The following is a 12,848-nucleotide window of genomic DNA, read 5'->3' on the forward strand; positions in this document are numbered from 1 at the left end:
ATAACTAAAAATTATAATGGATATTATTCATCAGAAAGTAGTCCCTCCTCTTGTAATCCCTCTAATGCAGCAGGATCTGGTAATTGATCTTCTGAGAATTGATTTTCAGCACTTGGTCTTGTAAATGCAGCAAAATTGCTGGAAGAGGGATCTATTCCGTGTCTGTTACGTGTAGTTTCCAAATCTTCATCGCTAGGATCATCAAGTATTGCTGAAGAGTTTACGGCCGGTGATTGTGGCATATCAACTGTATAGTCTGGCCTTAAGTTCTGAGTTCTTCTATATCCACCTGATTCTTCCGCAAGAATATCGGGATGGGGGCCAGCCTCTGAGGCTAATTCTTCCACAAATCCGCTAAAACCGGTACCTGCAGGGATCAATCTACCAATAATAACATTTTCTTTTAAACCTCTTAACCAGTCAGACTTACCTTCAATTGCAGCTTCTGTAAGAACCCTAGTAGTCTCCTGGAATGAAGCTGCTGATATAAAGCTATCTGTATTGAGAGAGGCTTTAGTTATTCCTAATAGTACCGGAGTAAACTCTGCGGGAGCTCCCCCCGTAATTGCCATTGCTTGGTTTGTATCTTCCACCTGCCTCAATTCTATAAGTTCCCCAGGTAAAAGAGTGGTATCCCCAGCATCTTCTATACGAACTTTACTTGTCATTTGTCTGACAATAACCTCAATATGTTTATCATCAATTGCAACACCCTGGGATTTATAGACGTTTTGAACTTCGTTTACCATACTTCTTTGTAATTTTGATATGGATTCTCGAGCTGCATCAATTAAAGGTTTTTGATCCTTTAAGTCGCTGAAGTAACAATCTAATAATTCATGAGGATTAATTGGACCATCAGTTAAGATCTCTCCACCTGTAACTTGTTGACCATCGCTAACCATTATATTTTTCCCAATAAGGAGTTGATATTCGTTAACAAAATCATCTTTTTCAATAACTGATAAAGAAACTGATTCTTCATCATTACCTTGTTTAATCTGAACAACTCCAGATTTTTTACACAAAATTGCAGAATCTCTTGGTCTCCTAGCTTCTAACAGTTCTTCAATACGAGGCAAACCTTGGACAATATCTCCTGTTTTCTGTCTTTCAAAAACAAGTAAAGCCAAACCATCTCCCCTAAGAACTAAATCACCGTCTTCAACATGTAAAACAGAATCTGGAGAAACCATATAAGGTCTACCAAGTCTTAAGGTTACTGAATTACCAGAAACCTCTTCAATTTCTCCACAAGAAGTAGCTTTTTCAGATTTACTTACAGCATCACCATCTACTACACGATCTCCAACTTTAACAACAGCTTTATTAGTAATCTCAATTTTGATTTTATCTTCTTCTCTTTCAACGATTAACCTCCTTATTGGCTCGTCATCAATCAATTTTGGCAATTGAACCAATCCCTTTTCTTTACATAGAATTTGAGTAGTAGCAATTACATCTCCTGCTTTGACATTTTGATTATTTTTTACTTGTAATTCTGTATGTGTTGAACCATGACTGGAGTCAGACATGGTATCTCTTCTTACAAGAATTGATTCCAATATTACAAGATTTAATCTGTTTATTGCTTTATCGTTTTTATCTTGAATCGACTCCACATCAATCGTCATTTGAGGAGTAGCATCAAAGCTTTCAATGCTTAAATGTGTTCTAAGAAGTTCAACTCCTTCGACTGACTTTATCAATTCACCATCTTTAAAAGCAAGCCTTTGGATAGCTTTTAAACCAAGATGTGGTCCTTTTTCCTGTTTAACATGAGATAGTTCAGGTAATTCTGCTTGATCAGGAATAGTAAATTCCTCAACTGTTCTTAATAGTAAGCCTCTACATTTAGGGGTTTCTAATCTCTGAACAAATAGAATTTCTTTATTTTCAATATCATCCATAATCTTTTCGCCTGGATTTACTATACTCCCTTCCTCTGTAAATCTATTCAAAACTTCTTCATCGTCGCACTCATGGAAAGTTCCATTTCTTACAGTTATTTCACGAAGGATATCGTTTTTCTGAGTCACGGTAACAATTCCTGATGTTTGACTAAATATATCTTTAACAACTTCTGTTCCCGCTTCAATCCATTTCATATCTTCAATCATTAGAAGAGATATATCCTTATTTATTTCATGTGTTTCTTGAGGAATCCAGAGCAATGTTCCGCCTTGATTAACTTCAAAACCATTTTTGGATGATCTGGCTTTTTTAACACTTAATCCAGGGGAATATTTTACTAATCCGCCTGTTTTTGTTCGAAACCTTTCATCTGTTAAATCCGCTATAACCTCACCATTACTAATCTTACTCCCGGGAGAAGTATTCAAGCGGTAAGAGGTCCCATCACTAGATTCAAGATTATATATTTGTCCAGAGTGAGTAGCTTCTTCAATTAATTTAAAATTACTTATTGACATTGAAGTTGTGACAATTTGAACTTCCCTTGAATCACCTATTGAATCTCTTAATCTTACTTTTCCACCAAAATCACTTGATTGACTTGCCTCTGCTAAAACGTTTCCTTTATCAACTAACTTTCCAGATGCTATAACAGGTCTTGCGTTAGGTGGCAAGTTATAAACATCTCCAGCTAATACCCACAATCTACCCAATCTTTGAGCTTTTAAAGTAATATTTCCCTGTCGATCTGTGACCTCTTTTGGCTGAATAACCTTGTCATACTTGACTTGACCAGCTAAATCACAAATAACATCTTTGGTTGCTTTTTCAACGCTCTTTTTCACAGCTCCAGCAGTAATCTGAGCAACTGTTATGTCTGAATCTATATCTTCACCATTCTCAACGAATAAAAGTGATCCACTTGAAACTTCAATTTTTTGAGATTTATTTGAATTATTTCCTTGAGGAACTATTTTTAAAATAAAATCAACTTCCGCTTGTTTAGCTTCTACACCGTGTGGAGTTCTATAACCTCTAACCTTCGCTTTTGAACTGAATTCAACTCTACCAGAAATCTTAGATCTTACTACTCCACTTTCAGCAGTTGATACACCTCCAGTATGGAAAGTTCTCATTGTCAATTGAGTACCTGGTTCTCCAATAGATTGAGCAGCAATAATTCCTACTGCTTCACCTAAGTCAACCAGATGATTATGAGCTAAAGCCCATCCGTAACATCTCCTACAAACCGATCTAGTCGCTTCACAAGTTAATGGGGATCTTATTTTAACCTTTGTGATAGATGCTGCCTCAATTTTTGCTGATAGTGTGGGGTCTATTGCGGTATTTTGAGAAACAACTAAGTTACCTTCGGAATCTACAATATCCGCAGCGGTAAGTCTGCCAAGGAGCCTTGATCCAAATTTGCCATCTTCTGCTTCAACAACTATTGATCGTTCTGTTCCGCAATCCTCTTCTCTGACAATTACGTCTTGAGCGACATCAACTAATCTTCGAGTCAAATAGCCAGAATCAGCAGTTCTTAAAGCAGTATCAACTAAACCTTTTCTCGCTCCATAAGAAGAAATTACATACTCAGTGACAGTAAGTCCTTCTCTAAAGTTTGTTCTTATTGGTAAGTCAATGATTTCTCCTTGTGGATTAGCCATCAGTCCTCTCATGCCAACAAGTTGTCTTACCTGGGACATGTTTCCCCTTGCTCCTGAATTAGCCATCATCCAAACGGAATTTAGAGGGTCATTTTGATTGAAATTATTTTTGACTGCATCTACTAATCTCTCATTAGTTTCAGTCCAGGTATCAATAACTTTTGTATGTCTCTCAACTTCTGTAATTTCACCAAGTCTATAACATTCTTCGGTAGCAGAAATTTGCTCTTCAGCTTGTCCTATCAAATCTTGTTTAGCTTCAGGAACTTTTAAGTCATCTACTGAAATAGAAACGGCAGCTTGGGTAGCATACTTAAAGCCTAAATCCTTTAAATTATCTGCCATTGCTGCAGTTATAGCAGTACCATGAGTTTTATAAGACCAAGAAACTAAATTTTTTAAGGCTTTCTTGTCAACTACTTTATTCTTGAATGATGGTGGCGTTTTAGCTAGTGCAGGCATCGTAACTGGATTATTCTTTTTTGAGGTTTTGGAAGCTTTGCGCACTCTAGAAGTTTTTTTAGGCTTTGATGATGTCATGAGTTTTAAATAAATGAAAAATAGTTTTTAAAGATTACGTTTTAGATACCGAATCAATGATGGTGAAATTCATCACTACTCTCCCTACAGTTGTCAGGATAAATCTACTTATTAAATTATTCTGTAAGTCGAATCTATCTCTTCTTAAATTCCAAATTTCTAATCTAGAGCCGTCTTCTAGATCTTCGGTCTTTCGTGGATGACTCATTTCATCCTCATCTTCAACTTCTCCATTAAATCTAACCCAAACCCATTCATGTAAGCTAAGTCTTTTATCTTCATAAGCAGAAATAACATCTTCTAGTGACGCGAAAGTATTTTTATCACCAAAATTCGGTTTCTGATAATTAGGTTGCAAAGCAGTTAAATAATAAGATCCCAAAACCATATCTTGTGATGGAGTTACAATTGGTTCCCCAGTAGCAGGAGAAAGAATATTATTGCTAGCCAACATAAGCATACGGGCTTCAGTTTGTGCCTCTAAAGCTAAGGGGACATGAACTGCCATTTGATCTCCATCAAAGTCAGCATTAAATGCTGGACAAACTAAAGGATGAAGTTGTATCGCTCTTCCTCCCACTAATTTTGGCTCAAAAGCTTGAATTCCTAATCTATGAAGTGTAGGTGCTCTATTCAAGAGAATTGGGTGACCATCAATAACTTCCTGAAGAACCTGCATAACTTCATCATCAGCTTTTTGTATTAATTTTTTTGCAGCTTTTATGTTGTTAACAATATTTTGACGTATCAATCTATGAATCACAAAAGGTTGGAAGAGCTCAATCGCCATTTCTTTTGGTAGACCACACTGATGCATTTTTAATTTAGGGCCCACGACTATTACAGATCTTCCTGAATAGTCGACGCGCTTTCCAAGAAGATTCTGTCTAAATCTTCCTTGTTTTCCTTCAATGATGTCACTAAGAGATTTTAGAGCTCTATTGTTTGCACCAACAACTGTCCTTCCCCTTCTTCCATTATCTATCAGAGCATCAACTGCCTCTTGAAGCATTCTTTTTTCATTTCTTACGATAATTTCAGGAGCTAAAATTTCTTGAAGCCTAGCTAATCTATTATTTCTATTTATAACTCTTCTATAAAGATCATTCAAATCAGAAGTTGCAAATCTCCCCCCATCTAGCTGAACCATTGGTCTTAGGTCTGGAGGTATGACAGGAATTGCATCTAAGACCATCCATTCTGGTTTTGCATTAGTTGCAATGAAATTATCAATAACTCTGATCCTTTTTATAAGTTTTGCCCTTTTCTGACCCTTACTATTTGTTATTTCTTCTCTGAGCTCTTCAGCAACCTCATTTAGATCAAGATCTTCAAGTAATTGCTTCAAGGCTTCAGCCCCAATACCAACAAATGGTTCATTCTCAATTGTTGAATCTTCAGCATAGATTTCATCTTCAATCTCCAGCCATTCATCCTCAGTAAGTAATTGCTTATATTTGAGTTCTTTATGATCACCTGGGTCTAAAACAACATAACAATTAAAATAAACTATTTGTTCAACATCACGGAGTGGAATATCTAAAAGAATTGCAACATAACTAGGAATTCCTTTCAAGTACCATACATGGGAAACTGGGGCAGCAAGTTTTATGTAGCCCATCCTATGTCTTCTAACTCTGCTCTCAGTTACCTCAACACCACATCTCTCACAAACTATTCCTCGATGCCTTACTCTTTTATATTTTCCACAATGACATTCCCAATCTTTAGAGGGTCCAAAAATTTTCTCACAAAACAATCCATCCATTTCGGGTTTAAGTGTTCTGTAATTTATAGTTTCAGGCTTCGTAACTTCGCCCACAACTTGTCCATTGGGTAATGTCCTTTGTCCCCAATCCATTATTCTTTGAGGAGATGCTATTGAAATTTTGACGTAATCAAAGTGATTTTCAGTTCTTAAGTTGCTGTTGGTCATTTTTAGGAAATTTAAATTAAAAGTTTTTAGTTGGGTATTTAATCTTCTTCATATTCAGAGGTCCCTAGTGATTCGTAAGTAGGCCTTGATGGAGTATTTCTCCTTGGATTGATATCTTGCATTAAATCTACTTCTTTTCCTTCATCTGTATAAACCCCAATATCTAAACCTAAAGATTGTAATTCTCTCATAAGCACTTTAAAGGACTCTGGAGTACCAGGCCTTGGAATTGGTTTACCTTTTACAATTGCATTTAAAGCTTCATTTCTTCCTTGCATATCATCAGATTTAACTGTTAAAAGTTCCTGAAGTGTATAAGCTGCTCCATAGGCTTCGAGAGCCCATACTTCCATTTCTCCAAGTCTTTGTCCTCCTTGTTGAGCTTTTCCACCCAATGGTTGTTGAGTAACTAGAGAATAAGGACCAGTAGATCTTGCATGAATTTTGTCATCCACCAAGTGAACTAATTTAAGGAAGTGAGAGTATCCTACAGCGACTGGCTGATCAAAAGGTTCGCCTGTTCTACCATCTTTGAGTAATAGCTTTCCTGGATCTTCAGGATTATAAACCCATGCTTTACCTGGTTGTTTTGAAGCTTCTTCTAGAAATGCTTGAACAGTCTGATGTGATTTTTCAGCACCGTACATTTCATCAAATGGGACAACTTTAACCCTACAATTTAAGTTTGATGCTGCCCAACCCATTAATAGTTCAAAAACTTGACCAACGTTCATCCTACTCGGAACTCCAAGTGGATTAAGAACAATATCTACAGGAGTTCCATCAGGCAAGTAAGGCATATCTTCCCTCGGTAAAATTCTGCTAATAATTCCTTTGTTACCATGCCTACCAGCCATTTTGTCTCCAACTTGGATCTTTCTTCTTTGGGCTACATAGACTCTGACAACCATATTTGCTCCTGGAGGCAACTCATCACCCTGTTCTCGGGTATAAATGCGAACATCCAATACTCTTCCTTTCTCAGTTTTAGGGACTCTCAAGGAGTTATCTCTGACATCTCTAGCCTTTTCACCAAAAATAGCTCTTAAAAGTTTTTCTTCGGGCGGTTGGTCTGATTCCCCTTTTGGAGTAACTTTTCCAACCAGAATATCTCCACTCTCAACAAAAGCTCCAATCCTGATAATTCCCATTTCATCAAGATTATTCAAGCTTTCTTCAGAGATATTGGGAATCTCTCTTGTAATCTCTTCAGGACCTAACTTTGTTTGTCTTGCCTCAATTTCGTATTTTTCAATATGCACCGATGTATATAAATCATCAGTTACCATCCTCTCGCTGACGAGAATCGCATCTTCGTAGTTGTATCCTTCCCAGGGCATATATGCAATAAGCACATTCTGACCAAGTGCTATTTCCCCTCCTTCACATGCAGATCCATCCGCTAAGACTTGACCCGATATAACTTGATCTCCAATTTTTACTATGGGTCTTTGATTTAGGCAGGTATCTTGATTTGATCTTTGATATTTTTGGAGATAATGAAAATGTTCATTACCATCCTTATCTTTAATAACAATCTCGTTAGCATCTACATAAGATACAGTCCCATTAACTTTTGTTATGGGGACCATCCCTGAATCTCTAGCAACTTGAGATTCTAATCCTGTCCCAACTAAAGGACGCTCTGGCCTTAGCAATGGAACGGCTTGGCGTTGCATGTTCGAACCCATCAAAGCTCTATTTGCGTCATCATGTTCTAGGAAAGGAATTAATGAAGTCGCCACTGAAATAACTTGAACAGGGGAAAGCTGAACATAATCAACCTGATGAGGAGGTACTTTTTCAAAATCTTGTCTATATCGAACTGGAATTAGATTCGCAAGTATATTTCCATCCTTATCTGTCGCAACATCACCTGGAGCTACTCTACACTCGTCTTCTAAATCAGCAGAAAGATAAACAGGATTACCCTCTTTTTTAACTTTGCCATTATTAACTTCCCAAAAAGGAGTCTCAATAAAGCCATATTCATTTACTCTTGCGTGGGTAGCTAAAGAGTTAATAAGTCCTGCATTAGGACCTTCAGGAGTCTCGATAGGACATAATCTTCCATAGTGTGAAGGATGAATATCTCTAACCGCAAACCCTGCTCTTTCTCGTGTTAAACCTCCAGGACCTAAAGCTGATATTCTTCTCTTATGTGTTAATTCAGCCAGAGGATTAGTTTGATCCATAAATTGACTTAATTGACTTGACCCAAAAAACTCTTTGATAGCGGCCACCAAAGGTTTAGGATTCACAAGTTGTGCGGGAGTAAGAGAATCTGTTTCTCCAACAGTCATTCTTTCCTTTATTATTCTCTCTAAACGATTAAGGCCAACCCTTACTTGATTTTGAAGAAGTTCTCCAACAGATCTTACCCTTCGATTGCCAAGGTGATCTATATCATCTAAACTCGCACCACCAATATCCAATTCCAGGTTAATTAGGTAATCAATGGTAGAAAGAACGTCTTCATGAGTTAGTGTTCTTATATCATCTGGAACGGTAAGTCTCAATTTTTTATTTATTTTATATCTACCTACTCGGCCTAAATCATATCTTTTGGGATCAAAAAATCTACTGTGTAATAGCTGTTGCCCACCAGAGACTGAGGGTGGTTCACCGGGACGAAGCTTTTTGTAGAGCTCAAGTAAAGCCTGATCCTCTGAATTTATACCTTCGTCATTAGCTGATTGAATCGAGTTCTGATAAAATTCAGGATGCCTCAGTTTATCAACCACATCATTATCAGAAAGTCCCATCGCTCTCATAAGAACATGAGCGTTAATTTTTCTTGTTTTATCAACTCTCACATAAAGTAAATTATTTTTGTCAGTCTCGAATTTTAACCATGCACCCCTATTAGGAATAACACTCGCATTGTAAGTCCTTCGACCATTCTTATCCTGTTCATCTTTAAAATATACCCCTGGACTCCTAACAATTTGATTAACAATGACTCTTTCAGCACCATTAATGATTAAAGTTCCTCTTTCAGTCATTAATGGTAATTCCCCAATAAATACTTCTTGTTCTTTAATTTCCCCTGTTTCTTTATTGATTAATCTACAAGTTACATACATTTGAGAAGCAAATGTTGCATCTCTTCTTTTTGCTTCCTCAACATCATGTCTAGGTCTTTTCAGCCTATACTCTTCACCTATAAAGTGTAATTCTAATTTGCCTGTGTAATCAGAAATGGGTGAAAAGTTTTGTAATTCTTCTATTAACCCCTTCTCCAAAAACCATTTAAAGCTTGCTCTTTGTACTTCAACTAAATCTGGTAGATAAGTAGCTGTTTTTGCTACCTGTAAAGCGCTACTGCTCATCCAAGAAAACCTTCGATTATGTGAGATTTACTATTTACTTAAAATCTACTTAATATCTAGTTGTTTAACCTTTCTCTCAATTTAAATTCAATAATTAAGTCTCGATTTCAACAAAAAACCAATGATTAAGACAAAAAAAATTGAGTACAATGGCCAAATAACCAATAATTAGGAAAGTAAAAACTAAAAATTAAGAAAATTTCCAGTAATTCCTTATATTAGCAGCTTTAGTGTTAACTTAACAAGTCAAATTTAAACAAATCTTTAGCATTCTTAGATGACTCTTTCGCAATTGTAAATAATTCAGTAGATCTTAAATCCGCCATAAAATTTGCAACATTTTCAACAAATGCAGGTTCATTTCTTTTACCCCTATGGGGAACAGGAGCTAAAAAGGGTGAGTCAGTCTCAATTAGATACTTATCATTAGGTACTATTTTGGCACATTCATGAATTTCATGTGCTTTCGGGAAGGTCACTATTCCACTAAAACTGATATAAAAACCAAGATCTAGAAATTGTTTCATTTCTTTCGGGGTTCCTGTCCAACAATGAAGTACACCTTTAGGGCATTTCCCTTTCTTAGAGAGGTCATCACATATTTCAATCATTTCATTTGCAGCCTCTCTACAATGAATTATTACTGGCAAATCAAGTTCATAAGCTAACTCCATTTGTGGAATAAGAGCATCAATTTGTTGAGTTTTATTTTCACTTTTAAAAAAATCAAGACCTAATTCCCCAATTGCTACAACTTTTCTATCTTCTTGTACTGACTTTCTTAAGACGGATTTAGAATTTAGTTCCCATTTGTTGGCTTCTAGGGGATGCAAACCTACCGAATAATATATTTCACTAAACTCATGGGATATTGTTTTTAACTTAGGAATTTCATTTAGTTCACAACAAGCATGAACTAATTTTCTTACACCTCTGGAACGTAGTCTTTGAACAACATCTTCAATATCGCTCTCAAAATTTTCAAATATCAAATGACAGTGTGAATCAATGAGTTCAATATCGCTCATAATTATGTTCTGTCTTTTTACTTTGTTGTTAAAGTGGATTTTACAAAAGTGTTAATTTTTGATTTTTTATTAGCTCCATTATTCTTATGGAGAACATTTTTCTTAACAGCTTTATCAATCAAACTGAAAACTTTATTAAGACTTGTTTTCACTAAATCTTCATTATCCTTGTTAGGTTCTTTTTTATATTTTTCACAATTCTCCAAGGTTTTTTTAGTCAAAGTCCTTACAGTTGATTTGTATGATCTATTGATTAATCGATTTCTTTCGGCAATTTGTATTCTCTTTTTTGCTGATTTGTTATTAGCCACAGAGGGTATATAAATAGAAGATTTTATAATAGCAAATTAATTGACTACTTATCAATCATATATAATTTATAAAGTGAAGTAAATTGGACTTTAAGCCTATCAATTTGAAAATTTAGAATATGAAGATTATTAATAATAAAAAAGAAGCGATCCAAGAATTAAAAAGGATTTCTAATCGAACTAACTCAGAAAACAATAAAAATATAAATTCAATTGTCGAAAAAATTCTTCAAGAAGTAAAAAAAAATGGAGATATAGCTGTAGAAAAATATACAAGAAAATTTGATGGTTTCAACCCTGAGCCAATGCAAATTAGCGCTCGAGATTTGAAAGATGCATGGGATAAAATTGATAGCAATTTAAAGCAAGCACTTGAAGTAGCCTATACAAGAATCAAAAAATTCCATGAAAAAGAGATTCCATCATCTTTTATTATAAAAGGTGAACATGGTGATAAAGTTCAAAGAAAATGGAGACCTGTAAAAAAAGCAGGTCTTTATATCCCTGGAGGTCGGGCTTCTTACCCAAGTACTGTATTGATGAATGCGATACCTGCGACAGTAGCAGGTGTAGAAGAAATTATAATGGTTTCCCCTGGAGATACTAAAGGGGAAGTAAACAAAGCCGTTTTAGCTGCAGCACATTTATCAGGAATCAATAAAGTTTTTAGAATTGGAGGGGCTCAAGCAATTGGTGCTTTAGCATTTGGAACAAATCAAATCGATAAAGTTGATGTTATTTCAGGTCCAGGAAATATCTATGTAACTACTGCTAAAAAACTAATTTATGGCTCTACAGGAATTGATTCCTTAGCTGGCCCAAGTGAAATATTAATCATTGCAGATGAAACAGCTCTAAGTAAACATATAGCTTTTGATTTATTAGCACAAGCTGAACATGATCCTTTAGCTTCTTCAATACTTCTAACTACTTCAGATGAACAAGCTAAAGAAGTCTTAAAAGAACTATTCAAAATAGTAGATAATCATCCAAGAAAAGAAATTTGCATGGAATCAATAAAAAACTGGGGATTAATCGTTATTTGCGAAAATCTTGAATCATGTGTTGAACTAAGCAATAGCTTTGCTCCAGAGCATTTAGAAATTTTAGCTTTAGATCATGAAAAGATACTTGAAGGGATAGAAAATGCGGGTGCAATATTTTTAGGACAATGGACACCAGAAGCCGTAGGAGATTATCTGGCTGGACCGAATCATACTTTACCTACATCAGGGAATTCCAGATTCAGCGGTTCTTTAGGAGTTGAAACTTTCATGAAAAACACATCAATAATAGAATTTAATAAAGAAAGTTTAAAAGTTAACAGCCGTGACATTATTCATCTTGCTCAAAGTGAAGGGTTAGATAGTCACGCTGATTCAGTAAAAATAAGATTTGAAGACTAGGAAAGTTTTGAAGGAGAATAGACGACTGGAACATTGTTTTCAATTTTACCAACCAATACTTTATCTGTAAGATCAACAAATAATCCATTTTCTAATACTCCTGGAATATTATTAATATTAGTTTCAATCTCTTTTGGATCTTGAATACCATTTTTAAAAAAAACATCTAAGACCAAGTTGCCTTGGTCAGTAACAACAGGTCCAGCTTTTTTAGTAGCCATTCTTAATGTAGAACTTCCATTCATTTCTGAAATTAATTCCTGAACATGCTTCCAGGCATTCGGCAAAACCTCCACTGGTAAAGGGAAAGAATGATTTAAATTTTGTACCAGTTTAGTTTCGTCAACAACAATTAATAATTTTTTAGCTTTAGATGCTACCAACTTTTCTCGAACGTGGCATGCACCTCCACCCTTTATTAACTGAAATCTGGAATCAACTTCATCAGCTCCATCAATAGCTAAGTCGATTTGAGAAACAGAAGCTAAATCAACAAGAGGAATATCGAGCTCTAAAGCCAAAACTTCTGACTGGAAGGAAGTTGCAACTCCTTTAATATTTTGCAATTTTCCTGAATGAATTTCTTTAGCTAAACTTCTTATCATAAGCGCGGCTGTAGATCCAGATCCTAATCCTAGTATCATGTCACTCTTGACCTCGTTAATTGCTGCATCAGCAACAACTTGTTTCATTTGTGTTTGTGTATCCAAA

The 12,848-nt window shown here is 35.6% G+C and carries 7 protein-coding genes; 1 reads left to right on the plus strand and 6 read right to left on the minus strand.

Features of this window, described 5'->3' with window-relative positions; all coding sequences use genetic code 11:
* Window positions 1–23: 23 nt before the first annotated feature.
* The 5 genes from EU91_RS01290 to rpsT form a co-directional block, all read right to left on the minus strand.
* On the minus strand, window positions 24–4,124 hold the full coding sequence (locus EU91_RS01290) for a DNA-directed RNA polymerase subunit beta' (RefSeq protein ID WP_032525018.1): 4,101 nt from the start codon (window positions 4,122–4,124) through the stop codon (window positions 24–26).
* 34 nt (window positions 4,125–4,158) lie between these two features.
* Window positions 4,159–6,060 carry a DNA-directed RNA polymerase subunit gamma gene (locus tag EU91_RS01285; protein WP_032525019.1) on the minus strand — a complete coding sequence of 634 codons (1,902 nt, stop codon included), beginning with the start codon at window positions 6,058–6,060 and terminating at the stop codon, window positions 4,159–4,161.
* Between the two features lie 38 nt (window positions 6,061–6,098).
* Complete coding sequence (gene rpoB / locus EU91_RS01280) at window positions 6,099–9,392, minus strand: DNA-directed RNA polymerase subunit beta (RefSeq protein ID WP_032525020.1); 3,294 nt, start codon at window positions 9,390–9,392, stop codon at window positions 6,099–6,101.
* Between the two features lie 233 nt (window positions 9,393–9,625).
* Window positions 9,626–10,420 carry a TatD family hydrolase gene (locus EU91_RS01275; RefSeq protein WP_032525021.1) on the minus strand — a complete coding sequence of 265 codons (795 nt, stop codon included), beginning with the start codon at window positions 10,418–10,420 and terminating at the stop codon, window positions 9,626–9,628.
* A gap of 17 nt (window positions 10,421–10,437) precedes the next feature.
* The gene (gene rpsT / locus EU91_RS0108865) at window positions 10,438–10,731 is read right to left on the minus strand and encodes a 30S ribosomal protein S20 (protein WP_032525022.1); all 294 of its coding nucleotides are present in this window, start codon (window positions 10,729–10,731) and stop codon (window positions 10,438–10,440) included.
* 119 nt (window positions 10,732–10,850) lie between these two features.
* On the opposite strand from rpsT, the gene hisD reads away from it, so the two are divergent.
* On the plus strand, window positions 10,851–12,137 hold the full coding sequence (gene hisD, locus EU91_RS01270) for a histidinol dehydrogenase (protein WP_032525023.1): 1,287 nt from the start codon (window positions 10,851–10,853) through the stop codon (window positions 12,135–12,137).
* Here the strand turns inward: hisD and rpiA are convergent.
* Entirely contained in the window at window positions 12,134–12,847 is a 714-nt protein-coding gene (rpiA, locus tag EU91_RS01265) for a ribose-5-phosphate isomerase RpiA (protein ID WP_342503434.1), read from the minus strand. The two genes, hisD and rpiA, sit on opposite strands and share 4 nt — an antisense overlap.
* Window position 12,848 lies beyond the last annotated feature (1 nt).

The sequence above is a fragment of the Prochlorococcus marinus str. GP2 genome (assembly GCF_000759885.1).
Classification (GTDB): Bacteria; Cyanobacteriota; Cyanobacteriia; order PCC-6307; family Cyanobiaceae; genus Prochlorococcus_A; species Prochlorococcus_A marinus_J.